The organism is Neisseria weixii (genome assembly GCF_042658245.1).
Lineage (GTDB): Bacteria > Pseudomonadota > Gammaproteobacteria > Burkholderiales > Neisseriaceae > Neisseria > Neisseria weixii.
The window spans coordinates 36,451-58,396 of record NZ_JBHSPY010000008.1; the positions used below are offsets into that span (position 1 = coordinate 36,451).

The window sequence follows — 21,946 nt, forward strand, 5'->3', positions numbered from 1 at the left end:
AACCATCAAGAAAAACCAAAACAGCCGTCATTTCCGTAAAGGCGGGAATCCATTTTAAAATTTCAGAAACTTATTTTATTCAATGGCTTGCCAGGCTCAAAAATGGATTCCCGCCTGCGCGGGAATGACGTCGATTCTTGGTGCCGTGGCTTTTCAGGGAGTTTTGCAAAGGTCTCAGCCTAAATAAAAGCCGCCGGAAAATTATTTTCAGGCGGCCTTCTTACATCATTCAGCTTAGAAAAAGGTTTTCAATGATACCCATCGACTTTAATTTAGCATTTGGTACCATAGGAAATTCTTCCTTAATCAGATTATGAACTTTATCTAACCATTGATAATTTTCACTGGTCTGACTGATTAAATACCACAACACCAACATTCTCGGGTATAAACGTTTTCTGCTTTCTTCCGATAAATTCCATTGATTAAAAAATACGTTGTCCAATATTTCAATCGGGTTACCTTTTCGGTTCCATACCCGGGAATGATGCGCAGACTGATTCCGCACAATGTTGATTTCATTTAACCAGTTAATCAATACAGCTGTATTATCCACATTAAACCGCTTAGCGGTTTCATTCTGATGCCGTCTTTTCAGCATAGAAAAATACTTGGAAAGCATGCCGAAATCCCATGTCTCCACCACTGCCCAAAATGGTAAAGGTTTGTTCTCTTTCTTATGCCATAACACAAAATCATCCCGACTGCTGTTGATTTTTTCTTTCAGCTTTTGCTGCCATTGGGCATAGCGGTCTTCAAATTTAGGATTGATTACCTGCTTATCCAGATATGCTAAAGGATTTGTCCTACTCATTTCATGAGCAAGAACTGTACGGAAATGGACTTCAAATCTTTCAATAATATCCAGCAAAAGCAAACGTAATTTTTTATCAAAAATATACAGACGATAAATTTGAATAAAATCACAATCAGACAGGAATTTCCCGGAAAGCTGCGGATTATCCTTTGATGGCTCTCTTGCAATATAGCCAGAATCCCGACAACCGGTAATAGCCTACCTGTGTCAATTTCTTTTTCGCATATCCCTCATCAGAAATCATCATTTCACGCTGTCGCAGCAATGAAATCAATTCATCATATTCTTTAAAGGGTTTTGTTGTCATGGGTAAACTCAGATAAGACAAGGGGCTAGTGTAGCCGGCCGATAAAGTTTCCTTTAACGCCGACCATTGACTAGCCCACGATTGCTGTGAATTATATAAGAATTTGTTTAACGGAACAAGGCTGTCTGAAAAATACCTTTTCAGACAGCCTCTCTCTTTCCTTCAACCCCGCTTACGCATTCAGCAAGCTTTCGTCCAAAGTCAAATCTTCATTTTTATTCACGGCCACTTTGCGCACCAACACGTTTTGGGCAATGTCTTGCGCTTCGGTGAGCGAGTGCATTTGATAAGTGCCGCATTGGTATTCGTTCAATTCGGGAATTTTGCTTTGGTCTTGCACGTTCAACACACCGTTCATCGAAGCCAGCCATGCGTCGGCCACTTGGCTTTCAGACGGCGCGCCGATGAGGCTCATGTAAAAACCGGTGCGGCAGCCCATCGGCGAAATGTCGATGATTTCCACATCGTCGCCGTTCAAATGGTCGCGCATGAAACCGGCAAACAAATGCTCCAGCGTGTGAATGCCTTTTTCCGGCAAAATTTCTTCGTTCGGAATGCAGAAGCGCAGGTCGAACACGGTAATGGTGTCGCCTTTCGGGGTGGTCATGGTTTTGGCCACGCGCACGGCAGGGGCGTGCATGCGTGTGTGGTCAACTTTGAAGCTGTCTAATAAAGGCATGGTTTTTCCTTACTTAAATGTCGGTATTTGAAATGATTGGGGCACTCGGTTTATAACGCCGCCACGGCAACGTCTTCGCCCGAAGCCGCGCTCAAGGCCTCGTTTAATACGGTGAAAAATTCGCTGTTGTCGCGGGTGGACAACCATTGGCCGTTTTTTTCGGTGAAGTGATAACCGCCGCTTTTGGCTGCAATCCACAATTCCTGATTGGGCGTATGGCGGTTGACGATAATCTGCGTACCGTCGCCGGCTTCGATGGTCAATACGTTTCCGGCAAATTGGCAGTCGAAATCCCAGCCGTTTTCATCGATTTGGTCTTCGATGTGGCTGAACAATTCTTCCGTGTGGCGGATAAATTCACTCTCGGTCATCATGGCTTTTTGTGTGTTTTTTGTTTAAGATACTCAATCTTGCCACATTCACGCTCAACACGAAAGTTTTCCCATGAAATCCTGCGTATTTTTATCGGTTGCGGCGGCGGTTTTACTGTCGGGCTGCGGTTACAAAGGCGATTTGTATCTGCCCAAAGAAGGCGACAAAGCGCGTTTCGGCGTGATTCAGACCGGCCTCGAATTTAACCGCAACGCCAAAGAACCCACCTCCCAATCACCAGATTAAACGATTATGACACTTTACTGCGAACAAGTCCCCCACACTCATTTGGCCGAAGAATTCGGCACACCGCTGTATGTTTACAGCCAAGCCGCGCTGACTGAAGCATTTGCCGCCTACACTTGCGCCTTTTCCGCGCTCGACCCGCTGATTTGCTATGCGGTCAAAGCCAACGGCAATTTAAGCATCATCAAACACTTTGCTGCTCTGGGCAGCGGCTTCGACATCGTATCCGGCGGCGAACTGGCACGCGTGTTGGCAGCCGGCGGCGATGCCGCGAAAGTGATTTTTTCCGGTGTCGGCAAAAGCGAAGCCGAAATCGAATTTGCGCTCAATGCCGGTGTGAAATGCTTCAATATGGAAAGCATTCCCGAAATCGACCGCATTCAAAAAGTAGCCGCCAAACTCGGCATCACCGCGCCGGTTTCCCTGCGCGTTAACCCCGATGTCGATCCGAAAACCCACCCGTATATCTCCACCGGCCTGAAAGCCAACAAATTCGGCATTGCCTACGCCGATGCCTTGGCGGCCTACCAACACGCCGCCAAACAGCCGAATCTTAAAATCGTCGGCATCGACTGCCACATCGGCTCACAGCTCACCGATTTAAGCCCGTTGGTCGAAGCCTGCGAGCGCATTTTGCTGCTGGCCGATACCTTGGCCGAACACGGTATTGTCTTGGAACACTTAGACTTAGGCGGCGGCGTGGGCATTGTTTATAAAGATGAAAACGTGCCGGATTTGGCTGCCTATGCCGCCGAAATCCAACAACGCTTGGCCGGCCGCAACTTGAAGCTGATTCTCGAACCCGGCCGCAGCTTGGTCGGCAATGCCGGCACCTTACTCACGCGCGTGGAATTTGTTAAAACCGGCGAAGAGAAAAACTTCGTGATGGTCGATGCCGCCATGAACGACCTCATGCGCCCTGCCCTTTACGACGCTTACCACCACATTGAAAACGTCGAGCAAAAAGACATTCCCCCGTTTACCGCCGACATCGTCGGCCCGATTTGCGAAACCGGCGACTTCCTCGGCAAAAACCGCCCAATCGCCTGTGAAGCCGGTGATTTACTGGCTGTACGCAGCGCAGGTGCATACGGCGCCAGCATGGCCAGCAACTACAACACCCGCAACCGCGCAGCGGAAGTGCTGGTCAACGGCAGCGAAGCCAAACTCATCCGCCAACGCGAAACCTCGGAACAGCAAATGGCCAACGAATTGGCTTGTTTGTAAGGGTTTGATGTTTACAACGAAAAGGCCGTCTGAAAGAAGCATTCCACTTTCAGACGGCCTTTTCATGAGTTTCAAAACATCAATTTAATAATGTGGCGGAATCTCATCGCGCAAACTGTATGCCTCGCGCTCGCCATTCGCCCCCTTATCCTGCATTTTCTGATACAGCACCCGCATTTGCGCCTGCTGCAAATCCAGCGTTTGCTGCATTTTGGCGATGGTATCGCTCAAGCTGGCCATCAGATCGTCTTGCAAGGCAGTCTGAATTTCCAGCTCGATGATACGGTTTTCCAAATCTTCCATCACAACACCATGGCAGCAATCCAGCCGGCAATCATCAGCGGGATATTGTAGTGGATAAAGGTTGGCACCACAGAATCACGGATATGGTCATGTTGCCCGTCTACATTTAAGCCCATGGTCGGGCCGAGTGTGGAATCCGACGCAGGCGAACCGGCATCGCCCAGCGCACCGGCGGTACCAATCAAGGCAATGGTAGCCAGCGGCGAAAAACCCAAGCTCATGCACAGGGGCACATAAATCGCGGTAATAATCGGCAGGGTTGAAAACGATGAACCGATACCCATTGTGACCAGCAAGCCGACCAAGAGCATGGTGAATGCGGCCATGCCTTTGCTGCCGCCGAACGCGGTCATGCTGCCGTCGACCAGCGGCTGAATGTCGCCGGTTGCTTTCATCACGGCAGCAAATCCTTGTGCGGCAATCATCACAAAGCCGATCATCGCCATCATTTTAATACCCGCGCCGAACACATCATTGGCATCGCTGCGTTTTACCACGCCCAAGGTCATGAATACAGCAAAGCCCAGCATCGCGCCCAACAGCAAGGCATCGTCATAAATCAACTGAATGGCGAAACACACGGCAATCGCCACGGCAGCTACCAAGCTGCGGTAAGACGACGGCTCAGGCTGTTTGGTGCTGGCATCGTTGTTATCGGTGTCGATTTGGCTGTTTTGATATACGCGCGGTTTGCGGTAGTGGACAAACGCCAATACCAAGCCGCTGACCATGCCCAATGCCGGAATCGCCATCGCCTGCATCACGTTCAAACCGTCGGTGTTCAAGCCGGCAGATTTAATATTGCTCAGCAGAATTTCGTTCAAGAAAATCGCGCCGAAACCATACGGCAGGAACATATACGTCGTGACCAAACCGAACGTCAATACGCAGGCCAGCAGACGACGGTCAAGCTGCAGGCGGTTGAACACCAAAAGCAGCGGCGGCACAATCATCGGGATAAACGCAATATGAATCGGCACCACGTTCTGACTCATAATCCCCATCACCAGCAATACTAGCAGCAATGCCCATTTAACCGGGTTGCCGCTGCGGTTGACCTGATCCGGCACACCGCCGTTATTCAACTTACGCACCACGGCACCGGCCAATTGCTGCGGCAGACCCGAATGGGTAATCGCCATCGCAAAAGCGCCCAGCATGGCATACGACAGCGCAATTTTCGCACCGCCGGCCAAACCGTTTTGGAACACGGTAATAATACCCTCTTGCGACACCGCACCGGCGGCATCTTTCAAATCAGCCAACGGCATACCGGCAAGCAAACCACCGGTAAAAGCGCCAATCACCAAACTCAGTACCACGTGCACCCTGGCCAGCGACAAGGCCAGCATCACCACTACTGCAATTACAACGGCATTCATGCCTTTTCTCCGTTTTTGTCGTAAAGAAACAGCTTCTTGATGGAACATCAAAAAGGAAATGTTATCATAACATAAATTTACATCGGCATAACAGATAAGGCAATAAAATGCCAAGATAACAAAGGCCGTCTGAAATTTCAGACGGCCTTTGTTTGGCAATTGATGTTCGGTTTATTAACACCGTATCAATTGTCCGATCATTAATCCCAATCGCGGTGATGGCGGCGGTATTTGGCATATTTTTTGTGTTTCTTGTATTTCTTATCCGACACTTTGTAATGGCGGTAGCCGCGGCTTTCTTTCTGTTCCATTTTTTTGTTGTGGTAGGCATAAGCGTTACCGGCCAAGCCTCCTGCTGCTGCGCCGAGCAACATACTTTGGCCGTCGCCGCCCAAGGCTCCGGTCAACACCGCACCGGCCGCTGCACCGACAATAGTGGCTTTGGTTTGATTCGACGTACCGCGCGCGTGTACGGCGGTACTCGGCAACACCAATGCCGCCGACATCAGTGCTACGGCACAATATTTTTTGTATGAAGTCATGTCAGGCCTCCTTCTGCTCGGTCATTTTTCATCACACATACTACAGTGAATGTATGCCTATTATGCCCATTCTTGACCGATTCGTTCTTATAGATTGGGCAAAAGCAGGTAAGTCTCGGTAAACCGTGCCAACTGGAAATATTTACTTGATGTGACTTTCAGACGGCCTGTCTTGATTTCATGCCGTCTGAAATCAGGCAGACCATTGGCCTGAAGTAATGCGGTCAAGTCCGGCCAAATCTTGTAAAGTATTTATTTTCACAAATCCGTTCGCCTTCAAAATTTCCCGTGCCGCCCGGCCTTGATTATAGCCGTGTTCCAACAGCAACCAGCCGCCGTTTTTCAAATACTGCGGCGCACCGGCCGCCAATTCGCGGATACAGCTTAGTCCGTCTGAAAAATCGGTCAGCGCTGCCGGCGGCTCGAAACGCAAATCGCCTTGCTGCAAATGTTCGTCTTCTGCTTCGATGTAAGGCGGGTTCGACACAATCACATCATAGCTATACGGTTCAGACGGCCTGTCCACGTCAAACCACGAGCCTAACGAAAACTCTACCGCTGCCTCCAAATACTGTGCATTACTTTGTGCGGTTTGCAATGCGCCGCTACTGATGTCGGAAGCGCGCACCTCTGCATCCGGCCGCTCAAGTGCGATGGTGACGGCAATCGCGCCGCTACCGGTGCCCAAGTCCCACACCTTGCCGCCTTGCGGCAAATGTGCCATTACCGCTTCGACCAAATGTTCGGTCTCGTGGCGCGGAATCAACACATGCGGATTAACCATAAACATGCGCCCGTAAAATTCGCGTTCACCCAAAATATAGGCCATCGGCTCGCCGTCCAGACGACGTTGTGCCACTGCCTCCAATTTTGCTGCGGTTTCAGACGGCATTTCGGCATCGCCCTGCGTAACCAACTGCACGCGCGAGTAGCCCGTGATGTATTGCAGCAACATGCGCGCTTCGTTTTTCGGCAGCGCAGATTGGCGCAACCATTGTTCTAAAGTCATTTCAGACGGCCTTTTCATTCAACTGCTGCCATTATATCAGTGTTAAAAAATTTGATAAACGGTATTAAATATCAGATATACGGTTTACTGACGCAATAAACCGTGATTTAATATCGTCATAAAATTTAAATTATTACGGGAAAGAAAACATGAACCAACTGGTATTCATCAGTGATAAGGCTGATGTGGCTGCCGCTTTTTCAGATTTGCAGAATTTCGACAAGGTCAGCCAAATCTTAACCGAACAATTCGGCTTCAAAATCCGCAAAGACCGCCACGGCATTTTCGATTTTTTCTACCATTGCGATTTCAAAGAAAACATTATGGAATACGGTGGTGGCGAATTACGCGTGAAAAATCCGAGCGATGCCTTTTTAGAACGCATGATTGAAATCGCACAAGCGTTTCCATCGGCCAAAGTAGTCGGCGATGACGGCGGCTGGTATGTCGGCAGTAACGATGTGCGCTACCCTGAAATTGCGGTGGAAGACGACATCGAGGCAGCCATCACCGATGAAGCCGTATCACGTACTTGGTCGTTTTTAAAAGTCGGCATGGCGGTTTCCGCACTGTTTTGCCTGGCGGCGGTGTTGAATAAATTTGTGTTTTAAGTGTTGGTTTCAAAGGCCGTCTGAAACTATGAACTGCCCCCAATTCTTGGACAAGTTAAAAATCTTTCTCAAACAGCCTTTTCAAGCTGGATTCTGTAAGCCACAGGACTCAGCTTTTTTAAGTTTAAACTAATCCGTTCATGATTGTAGTACCGATAACGCCTCTTCCTGATAGAAGCTCTCTTCTTTTAATGTACCGAAGAAACGCTCCATCGGCGCATTGTCCCAACGTGCCTTTGCGCGACATACTTTGCACAATCCCTTTCTCAGCCGGTTTCGCCCGATAAGCCTCGGTGCGGTAAAGCACACCTTGGTCGGGACGTTGAAATGCTCTGCGGTGCGCTGTCAGCTGTGCACTTGGTGATAATGGAGTACGGCTCGGTATTTGAAGTGTAGGATTATATTTGGACATAAGAAAACTGCACCTTTTAAAGTTGGCGGGGTGTCCGACTTTTGGGGTGCAGTTCATAGTTTCAGACGGCCTTTTCGCTTCATATCCGCTATAATCAATCTTTTTTTTCAGACGGCCTTTTGCCCCAACTACCCACCATGAACATCATCCAAATCCTCGCTCAAGAACTCTCCGCCACCGCCGCCCAAATCACCGCCACCGCCGCCATGCTCGACGAAGGCGCCACCGTGCCGTTTATCGCGCGTTACCGCAAAGAAGCGACCGGCGGCTTGGACGACACGCAATTGCGCACGCTGGCCGAGCGTCTGCAATACCTGCGCGAACTCGAAGCGCGTAAAGAAACCGTGTTAAAAAGTATTGAAGAACAAGGCAAACTTTCAGACGGCCTGCGCGGGCAAATCGAGGCCTGCGACAACAAAACCGCGCTGGAAGATTTATACCTACCCTACAAACCCAAACGCCGCACCAAAGCGCAAACCGCCCGCGGGCAAGGTTTGCAACCGCTGGCCGATTTATTGTTGAACGAACAGCCGCAAGACGTGGAAGCCGCCGCCGCGCCATTTGTCAAAGACGACATCGCCGACACCAAAGCCGCGCTCGACGGCACACGCGCGATTTTGATGGAACAATTCGCCGAAGATGCCGAACTCATCGGCCGTTTGCGTGAAAAATTGTGGAATGAAGCCGAAATCCACGCCCAAGTGATGGACGGCAAAGAAAGCGAAGGCGAAAAATTCAAAGATTATTTCGACCACCGCGAAGCCGTGCGCACCATGCCGAGCCACCGCGCGCTGGCCGTTTTACGCGGCCGCAACGAAGGCGTGTTGTCCATCGCGCTGAAATACCAGCCCGATGACACGCCGATTACCCAAGCCTCTGAATACGAAACATTAATCGCCCAACATTTCCACGTTTCAGACGGCCACAAATGGCTGCGCGACACCGTGCGCCTGACTTGGCGCGCCAAAATCTTCCTGTCGCTCGAATTAGAAGCCTTAGGCCGTCTGAAAGAAAACGCCGACACCGACGCCATCACCGTGTTCGCCCGCAACCTCAAAGACCTGCTGCTGGCCGCCCCCGCCGGCCGTCTGACCACCTTGGGGCTGGATCCCGGCTACCGCAACGGTGTGAAATGCGCGGTGGTGAGCGATACGGGCAAACTATTGGACACGGTGATTGTGTATTTGCACCAAGAAAACAATATGTTGGCCACGCTTGCCGGTTTGATTAAAAAACACGGCGTGAAGCTGATTGCCATCGGCAACGGCACCGCCAGCCGCGAAACCGACAAGCTGGCGGGCGATTTGGTGAAAGCCATGCCGGAAATGGGTTTGCATAAAATCGTCGTCTCCGAAGCCGGCGCGTCGATTTATTCCGCCAGCGAGTTGGCCGCCAAAGAATTCCCCGAACTCGACGTTTCCCTGCGCGGCGCCGTATCCATCGCCCGCCGCCTGCAAGACCCGCTGGCCGAGTTGGTGAAAATCGACCCCAAATCCATCGGCGTCGGCCAATACCAGCACGACGTCAACCAATCGCAACTGGCCAAATCGCTCGATGCCGTGGTGGAAGACTGCGTCAACGCCGTGGGGGTGGATGTGAATACCGCCTCCGCGCCGCTGTTGGCACGAATTTCCGGCCTCAACCAAACGCTGGCGCACAATATCGTCGCCTACCGCGACGAACACGGCGCGTTCGACAGCCGCAAAAAACTCTTAAAAGTACCACGCTTGGGCGAAAAAACCTTCGAGCAAGCCGCAGGCTTTTTGCGCATCAACGGCGGCAAAGAACCGCTGGACGCCAGTGCCGTGCACCCCGAAGCCTATCCCGTCGTCGCCAAAATGCTCGACGACCTGCACATCAGCGCCGTCGACCTCATCGGCAACCGCGACAAAATCCGCCAAATCAAACCCGCCGCCTACACCACCGACCAATTCGGCCTGCCCACCATCATGGACATCCTCGCCGAACTGGAAAAACCCGGCCGCGACCCGCGCGGCGAATTTCAGACGGCCTCCTTTGCCGAAGGCATCAACGAAATCAGCGATTTACAGACAGGCATGATACTGGAAGGCGTCGTCTCCAACGTCGCCAACTTCGGCGCATTCGTGGACATCGGCGTCCACCAGGACGGACTCGTGCACATCTCCGCGCTCGCCGATCGTTTCGTACAAGATCCGCGCGAAGTCGTCAAAGCCGGCGACGTGGTCAAAGTCAAAGTGCTGGAAGTGGACGCCGCGAGAAAACGCATCGCGCTGACCATGCGTTTGGATGACGAACCCGGCACGCAGGCCAAACACAGCGACAGGCCGTCTGAAAACCAATCGGGCAGCGGTAAGGCGCGTTCCAACGGCAATCCACGCAATCCGCGTGAAAAAGTTGTGGGCAATACCGCGATGGCGGATGCGTTTGCGCGGTTGAAACGGTAGAATAGAGCCCGTGTAAGAGTAATTATTTATTAAGGAGATCTGTAATGTCATCAATTTGTAAAAAAGAACATCGCTATGCCTAATCTTTTAAGAATCTTCCAGAAAGCCAAAGTCCTGAGCAAGGAAGACATCTTTGTGCAGCTTGTGCTTATGAAGAAGGTTTTTCTGACGGATTGGATCATAAAAAGCGCTCTTTAGAGTCGTTAAATTTACCTTATAGTCAGGCAGGAACAGTAAGGCATAAATCTGCACAAGCAGCATACGATCTTGGCTGGAGAGAAGGAAATCAGAAATTTTCAAATGGACACTAACAAACCTTTCCTCAAGTGGGCAGGTGGTAAGTTCAAACTTGCCCCATTTATTGCAGCTAATTTACCGAGCCAATCTCGTAAACGTTTGATTGAACCGTTTGCGGGATCGGCTGCGCTGTCATTGGCCTTGGAGTTTGACGCGTATTTGCTCAACGATACCAATACCGATTTAATCGGTCTCTATCAAACTCTAAAAAAAGAAAAACAAGGATTCATTGATTATGCCAAATCATTTTTTATTCCTGAAAATAATCAGGAAGTCCTTTTTTACGAATTGCGAGAACGGTTTAATGCCAGGAAACGTTTGAACGTGCTGCCTTATTTATCTATTTAAACCGACATGCATTCAACGGCTTATGTCGTTACAATAGCAAAGGGGCATTTAATGTACCATTTGGCCGCTATGCTGTACCGTACTTTCCTGAATCGGAAATGCAGGGTTTTATTACGAAATCCGACCGTATTGAATTGATATGTGGAGATTTTCAGACGGCCTTAACATTAGCAAGTAATGATGACGTGGTGTATTGCGATCCGCCTTATGTGCCGCTAAGTGAAACTGCTTCATTTACTTCCTACGCAAAAGGTAGCTTTGGTTTGGATAATCAAAACCGTTTGGCAGAAAGAGCCAAACAGGTTTCAGAACAATCAAAAGGTGTGTTGATTTCCAATCATGACACGGTTTTTACCCGTAAATTGTATAAAGAAGCACGCTTAGAGACTGTTCAAGTTCAGCGCAATATTGCAGCGAAAGGCAGCAGTAGACAAAAAGTGGGCGAATTGTTGGCAATCTATGGTGAATGATTTTAATGTCTTAAAAGAAGAAGCAGCGGTTTACCATGTCTCTATGAAAAAACAGGCTTCAGATGGCATGGTTATTTACAATGAAAACGCATTGACTGTGATGCGCCGTATTTTGGATAAACATCCTAATGGCTGTTTTGATATGATTTTTGCCGATCCACCATATTTTCTTTCTAATGACGGCTTTACTTGTCAAAACGGCAAAATGGTTTCTGTAAATAAAGGTGGTTGGGATAAATCGAAAGGATTGGCTGGCGATTTAGAGTTTTACGAAGAATGGTTGCGGTTGTGTTATGCACTACTGAAACCAAACGGCACCATTTGGGTTTGCGGCACGTATCACAATATTTATTTGATCGGCTATTTAATGCAAACAATCGGCTATCATATTTTGAATAACATTACATGGGAAAAGCCCAATCCGCCGCCCAATTTGTCGTGCCGTTTTTTTACTCACTCCACCGAAACGCTGTTGTGGGCAAAGAAAAACAAGAAGCCAAGCATACGTTTAATTATGCAACGATGAAAACGCAAAATAGCGGCAAGCAGATGAAAAACGTTTGGCAGATTGCTCCACCGAGTAAAGAAGAAAAACGCTTTGGCAAACACCCGACGCAAAAACTGCTGGCTTTATTGGAAAGGTGTATTCAGGCAGCCTCTAATATCGGCGATTTGGTTTTTGACCCATTTATGGGTAGTGGCACAACAGGCGTAGCTGCTTTGCAAAACAAACGGAAATTTTGCGGCTGCGAGATGGAAAAAGAGTTTTTTGAATTGGCGCAAAAAAGGATGGAAAATATATGATTAAAGGCGGCATCGGTGGTGGAAATACTATTACAGGATTACATTTTGAAACTCGAACCGATTTGAGGCAAACTTTTTGAAGCAATAGAAGGCTATGAATTAAGAGATACAGGAATAGAGCGTTACGGCTATCAGATTTTATTCAATGGTGAATTGTTAGCATATTGTTTTAAGAAGAGAGAGCTATATAGGTTTCTGTCTAAGGAGCCATATAACATTGACTGGAGAAATCATCTTTCCAAACAACTAGAACCTGATAACGCATTATTTATCATTATTCGAGATACTTTATTTATCATTGAGGTTAAGTTTCAACATGTTCCCGGTTCTGATGATGAAAAATTGCAAACCTGTGATTTTAAACGCAAGCAATATACAAAACTAGTTCATCAATTAGGTTGGAAAGTTGAATATGTTTATGTATTGAACGATTGGTTTAAGTCACCTTCTTATAAGGATACACTGGACTATATTCACTCTATGAACTGCCATTACTTATTTAATGAAATACCCTTAAAATGGTTGGGATTGCCACACGAATAATCATTTCTGCCAGATATGAAAGCTACCGAAACCCACCCCTTGCCCCCGTTTACCCCGCCCCATGCCAAGCTGGTGATGCTCGGCTCTTTCCCACCGCCGCGTACGCGTTGGAAAATGGATTTTTATTATCCGAATTTTCAAAATGATATGTGGCGGATTTTCGGGCTGGTGTTTTTTGATGATGCGGATTACTTCATCGATGCAGGCGCAGATGGGAAGCGGTTTAAAGAAACATTGATTCGTTCGTTTTTGGAAAACAAGGGAATTGCGGTTTACGATACGGCGTATCGGGTGCGGCGTTTGCAGGAGAATGCGTCGGATAAGTTTTTGCAGGTCGTTGAGCCGGTGGATTTGGCGGCTTTGCTTGAACGCATGCCTCTGTGCGATACCATCATGACCACGGGCGAATTGGCGACGGATACTTTGTTGTCTTTGATGCCGTCTGAAACGCCAAAGCCGAAAATCGGGGCGTGTGTGGAAACGTGTTTTGCAAAACGCGCGCTGCGGTTGTATCGTCTGCCTTCGTCTTCGCGGGCTTATCCGTTGGCGCTGGAAAAGAAAGCGGCGGCTTATCGGGCGTTTTTTATGGAGCTGGGTTTGCTGTCGGATTGAACAGCAATCATGTTGTGGCAAGAAAAGGCCGTCTGAAACAATATTGTTTCAGACGGCCTTTTGATTTTAATCGGTTTTATAAACACTCTTCATTCATGCGCCCCTTACTGCCGAATTCGGATAAGGCATCCAGCCCGCGAACGTCATTGGATTGCAAAGCATAATGATGCAGGTTGACTTGACTGAAATCGCGGCGGATTTGCTGCAAGATGTCTTGCTGCCGCTGATAGCGCTGCTGCCAAAAATCATTGTCGGCTTGAGATTGCGGCATGATTTGGTTGACGATGATGTGGCTGCACGGCAGTTTGAAATGATGCAGTTGCGCCAATGCGCGGCGGGTTTCGGCCAGTGGCAGCATTTCAGGGATCATCACCAAAATGATGGACGTATAAGCAGGATCGGCGAGCAATTGCCCGGCATCGGCAAACAATTGGCGGCGCTTTTCCAAGGTTTCTAGGGCTTTGTCCCAGCGTTGGTTGCGCGATTCACTCAGCAGGGTATTTTCCCGCCGGGTTTTCTGCCAAAACGGTAAAGCGGCATCGCGCAGTTTCTGCTGCCGCCCTTGTTGTGACAGCAAAGCATCCGTCCATGCGGCCATCATTTGCGGCAATTCGAGCAAACGCAGGGTGTGGCCGGTGGGGGCAGTGTCGAACACGACGTGTTCATAGCCCATGATTTTGTGATGGGTGATGTATTTGCACAAGGCTTCGAGTATCGCGGCTTCTTCCGCGCCGGGCGAACTTTTGGCCGCTTCGATATGCTGGCGCATTTTCTCGACCAGCTCGGGCTTGGTGTAGCCCGCCAACAATTCGCTGACTTGGGCGTAATGTTTGTCGGCGATTTGGTGCGGATTGAATTCCAACGCGGCCAAGTTGTCCGTCAATGGGCGGATGGTGCCCGAGAGTGTGTATTGCAGCACATCGCCCAAACTATGCGCCGGATCGGTGGAAACCAGCAGCACTTTTTTGCCGATTTTCGCCAAGCGTGTGGCCAAGGCGGCGGCATGGGTGGTTTTACCAACCCCGCCTTTACCGCCGACAAATAAAAGCGGCGTTGCCGCCGCTTGTTGCAATAATGTATCCATTAACAGCATCCGAATCGATCTAAAGGTGAATGCGGCATGCCCATGCGCAAGTGCCAATCGTGGAATTCTTCCAACAGCAGGGGCTGCAGCTCGAGCGTGTAAAACGTCATCGGATTGGGTATGCCCAGGCTTTCTGCAAAAATCATCAGCATAAACAAATCCTGTTCGTCACGATACGCCCGAGTGAGCGTTTGCCGGTAAGGCGCATGGTAAAACTCCTGCAACCCCTCGGCAAACGCCTGCCATTTTTCATGCCAGTTCATTATGCACCTTTGCGCTTAGGCCATTCGCGTTTGAGCACGGAAACGCACTCCAGCGACACCAAAATCGAGCAAATCAGAATCACCACATCCAATACGACCAGCAGCCAGTTGGATTGATCGTAGAAGGTTTTCAGCTGCAACACCAAGGCCAAAATACTCATAATCAGCAAGAAGACCATCGGAATCAGTGTAAACCACACTTTGCGGCCGGCTTTCATCAACACCACAGTCACCACCAGCAAGGTCAAACCGGCCATCAATTGGTTGGTGGTACCGAACAAAGGCCAAATCAGCATACCGCCGTCGCCTTTCAAACCACCCGCACCAAATGACAACAGCGCACAAGTACCGACAGCCAATAATGTTGCCACCCAGCCTTTGCGGAAGGATTGGATTTGGTAAATGTCGCCCCACTCTTGGAAAATATAGCGCTGCAAGCGAACGCCTGTATCCATGGTGGTGCCGGCAAACAGAGCCGCCATTACGGTCAACATGGTGGCAGACAACTCAGGCGATAAACCAACGCCTTCGTGCATAATCGCTGCGCCACCGTCGATAAACGCGCCAATACCGCCCGCACCGAATTTGGTATACACCGCTTCCCAGTCACCCAAAGTGGCAAAACCGGCGGTAGCGGCCAAAATTGCGGCTAAGGCCAACATACCTTCGCCCATCGCACCGAAGTAGCCGACAAAGCGCACATCCGGTTCGCGATTGATTTGTTTAGAGGTCGTACCACTCGATACCAAACCATGAAAGCCTGAAATCGCGCCACATGCAATGGTCACAAACAAAAGCGGCATAATCGGCGGAGTGCCGGCCGGTACGTTTTCATTCAAAGCAGGTGCGACCACATCCGGGCTCACTAAGAAAATGGCGGCATACATCACAAACAAACCGACAAACAATTGCAGGCCGTTGATGTAGTCACGCGGTTGCAACAGCATCCATACCGGCAGCAACGACGCAATCGCTGCGTAAACAAACAGCAAAATAATCCATACCGCATTGGCCGGCAAGCCGAACATGGTTTCCGGCAACACAATCGGGAATATTGGGCCTAAGTAAATCAAGGCGTACAAGGCCACTACCCCGATAACTGATACCCACAACAGGTTCATTTTAAAGCGGTAGATACATTGTCCGATAACAAAAGCCACCACCAGTGCACCCCATACCGGCAACACAGAAGACGGTGTTTTAATCATCATGCCCGCGATCACCACGGCAAACACGGCATTCACCATCAGCAACAGCAGGAAAATCACAATCATAAACAGGCTGCGGGTACGCGCGTTCACCGCCGAGCCGGCAATGGTGCCGATTGACTGGCCTTTATTGCGTACACTCGCCCACACCGCCGCCATATCGTGCACACCGGCCATAAAGATGGTGCCCAACACCACCCACACAAATGCCGGCAGCCATCCCCAAAACACGGCAATCGCAGGGCCTACAATCGGTGCCGCCCCTGCTACCGACGTAAAATGGTGACCCCATAAAACATATTTGTTGGTCGGCACATAGTCTACACCGTCGTTAATTTCATGCGCCGGAGTAACGAAGTTGTCATCCAGCTTGAAGATCTTTTGTGAAATGAATTTCGAATAGAAAAAATAACCGCAGGCCATTAAAGCCAAGCCTATGATCAAGAGTAAAGATGCACTCATGCGTTGCTCCTTATTGATTTGTAATTGCATGTAACCCATAGACTATATATCACAAACCTTAATAGCCTGCATACATAAACTTACCTAACGGCAGTGGTTTGGAACGTTTTTAGAACATGTGAAACACTTTTTTCATTCACTTAAATTGTCATAGCGGTTCATCGTATACCTCCCATTCCGGCACAGCAACCAAGTTGATTGATGAATCATCCAAACCCCCCTGACTCTTCATTTCTAAGCCATGTCGTTTTAATATTTTTTTCAGACGGCCTTATCAATATTCATTAACACTCAAAATGTAAATATACGATTAAAATAGGCTTTGCTCTTTGACAAACTTTAACGAATCCCATAATATCGTCAATCATCTTTCATAACCCCTTTTTTTATAGCGAGAAACTATTATGGAATGGGCATTTAACAGCTATTACACGCTGATTGCGGCAACCTTGGTGCTGCTTTTGGGTAAACTTTTAGTGAAAAAAATCCGCATTCTGCGCGATTTCAACATCCCTGAGCCGGTTGCCGGTGGCTTGATTGCCGCTTTGGTATTATTTATTTTGCACCAAATGTACGGCGTCAGCTTCAAATTTGAAAAACCTTTGCAAGATGCCTTCATGCTGATTTTCTTTGCCTCTATCGGCCTGAGTGCAGATTTCTCACGTTTGAAAGCCGGTGGTTTGCTATTGGTGATTTTTACTTTGGTCGTAGGCTTTTTTATTGTGGTACAAAACGCTGTGGGTGTCGGTTTGGCCACCATATTAGGCTTGGATCCGCTGATCGGCCTGATGACCGGCTCGGTAACCTTGACCGGTGGTCACGGTACCGCAGGTGCTTGGGGACCGACTTTTGAGAAAGAATATGGTGTAATGGGCGCAACCACTTTGGGTATGGCTGCCGCTACATTTGGCTTGGTATTCGGTGGTTTGATTGGTGGCCCGGTAGCCCGCCGCCTGATTAACCGCCAAGGCCGCAAACCGATTTCCCCTGAAGAAATCTCAAACGAAAACACCAACGACAACAACGATGACATCTTTGAAAAAGCGCACCGCCAACGTCTGATTACCGCAGACAATGCTGTGGAAACACTGGCAATGTTTGCCGCGTGCCTGGCTTTCGCTGAAATCATGGACAGCTACGACAAACAATATTTGATTGATTTGCCGAAATTTGTATGGTGTTTGTTCTTCGGCGTGATTCTGCGTAATGTCTTGACCAGTGCATTCAAAATCAACATGTTTGACCGTGCGATTGACGTATTCGGTAATGCCTCGCTGTCGTTATTCTTGGCCATGGCGTTGTTGAACTTGAAACTGTGGGAATTGACCGGTATGGCCGGCCCGGTGGCGATTATTTTGGCCGTTCAAGTGGTGGTGATGATTCTGTATGCAACCTTCGTAACCTACATGGTAATGGGTCGCGACTACGATGCGGCCGTATTGTCTGCCGGCCACTGCGGTTTCGGCTTGGGGGCAACGCCGACTGCGGTTGCCAATATGCAATCGATTACCCAAACCTTTGGTTCGTCACACAAAGCATTCTTGATTGTACCGATGGTCGGCGCATTTTTTGTCGATATCATCAATGTGATTATTTTGTCGGGCTTCTTAAACTTCCTCAAATAATCAGTTAATGAACGAAAAAGCACTTGCAACATCTTACTTGTTACAAGTGCTTTTGTTATGATGCCGTCTGAAACATCAAAAATGCGTATTGCCGTCTTTACTTCAATACGGCAACACCGTTAAGGAGAACATTATGTATCGAAGACTGCTGGCTTTAACGCTCGCCACCGGTTTGTTAGCTGCTTGCGGCGATGAGTCAAACAAGCAGAATACCACCACCGAATTAGCCTGTAGCGACCCTACCGTGGTGCAAAACATCCGTAACAATATCCAAGACATCATCAAACAAGAAGCGCGTGCGTTTGCCCGCAATGACAGCCGGCAATTTGTTGATGCCGATAAAATCATTGCCGCAGGCTCCCTACTCGATATCACCTTAGAAGATGCCCAAACCGTGCGTGAAGGCAATAAAACCCTCTGTAGCGCCGGTTTGCGTATCATCATCCCAACCGATATTGCCAACAGCGCCGCCACCAACAGCCCGTTGATTTACGGCAGCAGCAGCGTAGGCGAAATCATCAAGCAAAAAATCATGGGCAGTAATCTGAGCTATTCAGGCAACAGCTTCACCACCACCATCCGCTACACACCGAGCAAAACCGACGGGGTGAGCTTGGAAGACAATGTCGTGACCTCAACTGCGCAAACCTTATCCGCCGCCCTATTGCCATACGGCGTAAAAAGCATTGTCATGATTGACGGTCAAGCAGTGACTAAAGAAGAAGCCATTCGCCTGAGTACGACCCAAGCCTTCAATGAACCGCCAGAAGCCGATCCAGAAGATATTTTGGAAAACAATGCCGCCAGCCAGTCAGACGGCATACCGCAAGATTTAATCGGTTTGGATTCACATACTGAGATCATCAGTCCGAATTCAGACTTATCTTCTCAAAATTCATCATTCTCGATGAGTGACTTAGAGAGTGCACGCGCGCAAAACCGTCAAGCAGAAGCCGAAATCAACGGCGTATGGAACAATATGGAACGCAGCGTACAGCAAGGTATTTTGGATGAACAACGCAGCTGGATTCAAAGCAAATCACAAAATTGCCTACAAGCCGCTACCCCTGCTGATAATCCGGCTCAAGCCGAGTATCTGCAACTGCAATGTGACACCCGTATGACCCGTGAGCGGACCCAATATCTGCGTGGCTTTACCATTCACTAAATTCTAAAATCAAAACAGGGGTTACTTTTTCGAGAAGCCTGTTTTTAATTTACTCAACAAAATTGAAGGCCGTCTGAAATATTCAGACGGCCTTCAATTCAAATAACATCATACCGAAGCATTATAATATTGATAAGCTTCATCCATATTATCAAATTGGTACAACTTCCCCGCTTCCAATACCATGGCATTATCACAATACTGTTTCATCGCGCTGTGACTGTGCGACACCAAAATAATCGAACGGTCTTGGCGTTTTTCAAACAGCTCATATTTACATTTAGCTGCAAAACGTGAGTCGCCCACCGCAATCACTTCGTCAATCAGGTAACAGTCAAACTCCACCGCCAACGACAGCGCAAAAGCCAAACGCGCTTTCATACCTGAAGAATAGCGTTTCACCGGCTCATACAAATATTGCCCCAGCTCCGAAAATTCTTCCGTAAACACTTTCACATAATCGATATCGACATTATAAATCCGGCAGATAAAACGCAGATTATCCATCCCGGTCAGGCTTCCTTGGAAGGCACCGGAAAACGCCAGCGGCCAAGAAATGCTCATGGTTCGCTTGATTTCGCCCGAAGTTGGCGGCTCGACACCGCTAATCAAACGGATCAGAGTCGATTTGCCGGCACCGTTTCGGCCCAAAATACCGATTTTCTCACCTTTTTGCAGTGAAAAGTTAATATCGTCCAATACAGTCCGCATACCACCACGCATCTGATACTGCTTGGAAACATGTTCAACCGAAATCATTGTGGCTCGACCCCTTTACTGAATTTACTGACCATGGCCAAGCCAAGCAGCAACAAGACCAAATTGCACAAAACGATATACCAGGAATTTTCATAGGTAATCACATCACTGCCAAAGTATCCCGCACGAAACATTTCTGTACCATGCATCATCGGTATCATTAATGCATATTCTTGCACTTGTTGTGGTAAATTATGGATAAAAAAGAATGCGCCCGATAACGGCATCATAACAAAGCTCAATGTTCCCCAAATTTTACCGAATGGCTCGAAATTGAAGGCAATCGAACAAATCACCAAACCCAAGCCGATGGCAAAAAACGCCATCAATAGCCAAGCCACCAGCATATAGAAAATATCAGCCGGCATTTCAATCCAACGGATAGCAATCAATACGGCCATAATCACAATTTGCGCAATGGTTGCACCGGCAATTTCCAAAATCATGCGCGCCAAGATGGTATCGAGCACCCGGACATTACGGTGATAAAGCAAGCTGGCATTTGAAGAAATAGCACCTATTGCCCGATTAGAGGCATTACGCCACATCATCATCATCGGATAGCCGGTAATCGCAAATGCCACAATATTTAAAGTCGAATATTGTTCTGCCCTTAAAAATTTCCACATCAAGACAATAAACAATGTCATCAGCAACGGTTCGACAAACAACCATAAAAAGCCGATATTGTTGCGACCGTAGCGGGTGATGATCTCCCGCATCAAAAGTGCGCCAATCACACGCCTTTGAATCGCCAAAGATTCCAAAAATGATGTTTTATGCAACGCTTTCATTAGTTTTTATGCTCACGAATGCTGGCAGTCAACAGGCTCAAAATACCATAAGCCATCAAACCGATAATCAGAGTGGCGACAATGTTGTATAAACGTTTAGGTTCATGCGCCAAATCCGGCAGACTCGGTTGCGAGATTACTTCCAAATAAAGCTGCTGTCGGTCAGCCTCAGCCTTGGCACTCTCCAAAGAGGTCATAGCAGCGGTCAATTGCTGCTCTGCCAACTGATTTTCTAAATATACACGCTGATAATCTGCGGCTTGATTTGACAATGAAGACCGCCCACCACCCGAAATTGCCCTTAATTGCTGGGCAATTTCCTTACGCAAACTTTTTTCACGGGCTTGCAAACCTGGAATTTGCGGATTTTCCGGTGTAACCGCTTTCACCTGGTCAAGCTGGGTTTGGATCACAATCAACTCATCTTGCAACTTAGACACCAAACCCATCTGCACTTCTGATTGTGCTTTCAAATCAAAAACACCATTTGAAATACGGTAATCAGTCAGATTCTGAGAAGTCTCCTTCACGCGTTCCTCAGCCGTTTTGACCACTTCTTCCGCATAGCGTACCGTATCAGAGCGCGCCCGATCATTCAGCTGATTAATTAAGGCTTCACCCTGTTTCAACAAAGCCTCATTGATTTTTTTAGACTCAAGCGCATCAAATGACGTTACATTTAACGTGGAAATACCTGAAACCGCATCAAAATTGATATTCAGCTTATTTTTATAATATTGATAAAAAGCCTCTTCCTCACCACGCAGTCCAAAGCCATTGAATCGGCTGAACACATCTCCCTTGGTTTCGTAAAATTCACGAACCGGCAAAGTTTTGCGCAGCTCGTCCAAAGACGAGCGGGAACGCATATATTCTTGCACCGTATAAATATCATCCTGAGCACGGGAAAAACCTGTGCCCTGCAAGATTGCACCCAAACCATTCAACGAAGATTGGCTTTTCGGCGAACGCACTACAAAGCTCGATTGCGAAGTAAAGCGTTCGGAAGAAAAGAAACCAAAATACACCAACGAAATCGCAGTAGGAATAATCACCGTCACCCAAAATAAAGGGCTTACTTTTTTCAACCACCCCTTTTTCTTTGGCTTCTTATTCTCGGTTTTAGTTTCAGCGACAACCGCCACAGGAAGCTGCTCAGACATCTTACTTATTCCC

The 21,946-nt window shown here is 48.3% G+C and carries 20 protein-coding genes and 3 pseudogenes; 10 read left to right on the plus strand and 13 right to left on the minus strand.

Going from position 1 to position 21,946, the window contains the following annotated elements; genetic code table 11:
• Window positions 1-229: 229 nt before the first annotated feature.
• The 3 genes from ACFPVS_RS05925 to cyaY form a co-directional block, all read right to left on the minus strand.
• The gene (locus ACFPVS_RS05925; protein ID WP_198345364.1) at window positions 230-1,012 is read right to left on the minus strand and encodes an Abi family protein; all 783 of its coding nucleotides are present in this window, start codon (window positions 1,010-1,012) and stop codon (window positions 230-232) included.
• A 284-nt stretch (window positions 1,013-1,296) separates the two neighbouring features.
• Complete coding sequence (luxS, locus tag ACFPVS_RS05930) at window positions 1,297-1,803, minus strand: S-ribosylhomocysteine lyase (protein WP_378595486.1); 507 nt, start codon at window positions 1,801-1,803, stop codon at window positions 1,297-1,299.
• Window positions 1,804-1,853: 50 nt separating this feature from the next.
• The gene (cyaY, locus tag ACFPVS_RS05935) at window positions 1,854-2,177 is read right to left on the minus strand and encodes an iron donor protein CyaY (protein ID WP_096294573.1); all 324 of its coding nucleotides are present in this window, start codon (window positions 2,175-2,177) and stop codon (window positions 1,854-1,856) included.
• Window positions 2,178-2,247: 70 nt separating this feature from the next.
• On the opposite strand from cyaY, the gene lptM reads away from it, so the two are divergent.
• Entirely contained in the window at window positions 2,248-2,421 is a 174-nt protein-coding gene (gene lptM, locus ACFPVS_RS05940) for an LPS translocon maturation chaperone LptM (protein WP_096294572.1), read from the plus strand.
• A gap of 6 nt (window positions 2,422-2,427) precedes the next feature.
• On the plus strand, window positions 2,428-3,648 hold the full coding sequence (lysA, locus tag ACFPVS_RS05945) for a diaminopimelate decarboxylase (RefSeq protein WP_096294571.1): 1,221 nt from the start codon (window positions 2,428-2,430) through the stop codon (window positions 3,646-3,648).
• A gap of 84 nt (window positions 3,649-3,732) precedes the next feature.
• On the opposite strand, the gene ACFPVS_RS05950 is transcribed toward lysA, so the two are convergent.
• The 4 genes from ACFPVS_RS05950 to prmC all read right to left on the minus strand — a co-directional run bounded on the left by ACFPVS_RS05950 (window position 3,733) and on the right by prmC (window position 6,884).
• Window positions 3,733-3,951: a SlyX family protein gene (locus ACFPVS_RS05950; RefSeq protein WP_096294570.1), complete on the minus strand. Its 219-nt coding sequence runs from the start codon at window positions 3,949-3,951 to the stop codon at window positions 3,733-3,735.
• Window positions 3,951-5,333 carry a Na+/H+ antiporter family protein gene (locus ACFPVS_RS05955; RefSeq protein WP_096296060.1) on the minus strand — a complete coding sequence of 461 codons (1,383 nt, stop codon included), beginning with the start codon at window positions 5,331-5,333 and terminating at the stop codon, window positions 3,951-3,953. The genes ACFPVS_RS05950 and ACFPVS_RS05955 overlap by 1 nt, the downstream gene beginning before the upstream one ends.
• A 200-nt stretch (window positions 5,334-5,533) precedes the next feature.
• Complete coding sequence (locus ACFPVS_RS05960; RefSeq protein ID WP_096294569.1) at window positions 5,534-5,875, minus strand: glycine zipper domain-containing protein; 342 nt, start codon at window positions 5,873-5,875, stop codon at window positions 5,534-5,536.
• Window positions 5,876-6,068: 193 nt separating this feature from the next.
• On the minus strand, window positions 6,069-6,884 hold the full coding sequence (gene prmC, locus ACFPVS_RS05965) for a peptide chain release factor N(5)-glutamine methyltransferase (protein WP_096294568.1): 816 nt from the start codon (window positions 6,882-6,884) through the stop codon (window positions 6,069-6,071).
• 149 nt (window positions 6,885-7,033) lie between these two features.
• Between prmC and ACFPVS_RS05970 the strand changes: the two genes are divergently transcribed.
• The 6 genes and pseudogenes from ACFPVS_RS05970 to ACFPVS_RS06000 all read left to right on the plus strand — a co-directional run bounded on the left by ACFPVS_RS05970 (window position 7,034) and on the right by ACFPVS_RS06000 (window position 13,407).
• Entirely contained in the window at window positions 7,034-7,495 is a 462-nt protein-coding gene (locus ACFPVS_RS05970; protein ID WP_096294567.1) for a hypothetical protein, read from the plus strand.
• 549 nt (window positions 7,496-8,044) lie between these two features.
• A complete protein-coding gene (locus ACFPVS_RS05980) occupies window positions 8,045-10,333 on the plus strand; it encodes a Tex family protein (RefSeq protein ID WP_378595499.1) in 2,289 nt (762 codons plus the stop codon).
• A 300-nt stretch (window positions 10,334-10,633) separates the two neighbouring features.
• A pseudogene (locus tag ACFPVS_RS05985) lies at window positions 10,634-11,448 on the plus strand (Dam family site-specific DNA-(adenine-N6)-methyltransferase).
• A pseudogene (locus tag ACFPVS_RS05990) lies at window positions 11,438-12,252 on the plus strand (DNA-methyltransferase). The pseudogenes ACFPVS_RS05985 and ACFPVS_RS05990 overlap by 11 nt, the downstream one beginning before the upstream one ends.
• Window positions 12,249-12,795 (plus strand): annotated as a pseudogene (locus tag ACFPVS_RS05995) (hypothetical protein). Before ACFPVS_RS05990 ends, ACFPVS_RS05995 begins: the two co-directional pseudogenes overlap by 4 nt.
• Before the next feature lie 15 nt (window positions 12,796-12,810).
• Window positions 12,811-13,407: a uracil-DNA glycosylase family protein gene (locus ACFPVS_RS06000; RefSeq protein WP_378595487.1), complete on the plus strand. Its 597-nt coding sequence runs from the start codon at window positions 12,811-12,813 to the stop codon at window positions 13,405-13,407.
• A 76-nt stretch (window positions 13,408-13,483) separates the two neighbouring features.
• Here the strand turns inward: ACFPVS_RS06000 and ACFPVS_RS06005 are convergent, their stop codons facing one another.
• The 3 genes from ACFPVS_RS06005 to ACFPVS_RS06015 are packed head-to-tail and all read right to left on the minus strand — an operon-like array spanning window position 13,484 to window position 16,424.
• Window positions 13,484-14,491: an ArsA family ATPase gene (locus ACFPVS_RS06005; RefSeq protein WP_233572075.1), complete on the minus strand. Its 1,008-nt coding sequence runs from the start codon at window positions 14,489-14,491 to the stop codon at window positions 13,484-13,486.
• On the minus strand, window positions 14,491-14,754 hold the full coding sequence (locus ACFPVS_RS06010) for a cory-CC-star protein (protein WP_096294564.1): 264 nt from the start codon (window positions 14,752-14,754) through the stop codon (window positions 14,491-14,493). The genes ACFPVS_RS06005 and ACFPVS_RS06010 overlap by 1 nt, the downstream gene beginning before the upstream one ends.
• Window positions 14,754-16,424, minus strand: a complete 1,671-nt coding sequence (locus ACFPVS_RS06015; protein WP_096294563.1) for a carbon starvation CstA family protein — start codon at window positions 16,422-16,424, stop codon at window positions 14,754-14,756. Before ACFPVS_RS06015 ends, ACFPVS_RS06010 begins: the two co-directional genes overlap by 1 nt.
• A gap of 404 nt (window positions 16,425-16,828) precedes the next feature.
• Between ACFPVS_RS06015 and gltS the strand changes: the two genes are divergently transcribed.
• Window positions 16,829-18,049 (plus strand): sodium/glutamate symporter, encoded by a 1,221-nt coding sequence (gene gltS / locus ACFPVS_RS06020; protein ID WP_378595488.1) that lies wholly within the window; start codon window positions 16,829-16,831, stop codon window positions 18,047-18,049.
• Window positions 18,050-18,182: 133 nt separating this feature from the next.
• Window positions 18,183-19,217, plus strand: coding sequence for a lysozyme inhibitor LprI family protein (locus tag ACFPVS_RS06025; protein WP_378595489.1), 1,035 nt, complete (start codon window positions 18,183-18,185; stop codon window positions 19,215-19,217).
• A 108-nt stretch (window positions 19,218-19,325) separates the two neighbouring features.
• Here ACFPVS_RS06025 and ACFPVS_RS06030 read toward each other — a convergent pair whose 3' ends face one another.
• From ACFPVS_RS06030 to ACFPVS_RS06040, 3 genes are read right to left on the minus strand one after another with little or no spacing between them, the layout of a single operon-like run.
• Complete coding sequence (locus ACFPVS_RS06030) at window positions 19,326-19,976, minus strand: ABC transporter ATP-binding protein (protein WP_096294562.1); 651 nt, start codon at window positions 19,974-19,976, stop codon at window positions 19,326-19,328.
• Window positions 19,973-20,770: an ABC transporter permease gene (locus ACFPVS_RS06035; protein ID WP_096294561.1), complete on the minus strand. Its 798-nt coding sequence runs from the start codon at window positions 20,768-20,770 to the stop codon at window positions 19,973-19,975. The genes ACFPVS_RS06030 and ACFPVS_RS06035 overlap by 4 nt, the downstream gene beginning before the upstream one ends.
• Complete coding sequence (locus tag ACFPVS_RS06040; protein WP_096294560.1) at window positions 20,770-21,933, minus strand: capsule biosynthesis protein; 1,164 nt, start codon at window positions 21,931-21,933, stop codon at window positions 20,770-20,772. The genes ACFPVS_RS06035 and ACFPVS_RS06040 overlap by 1 nt, the downstream gene beginning before the upstream one ends.
• Window positions 21,934-21,946 lie beyond the last annotated feature (13 nt).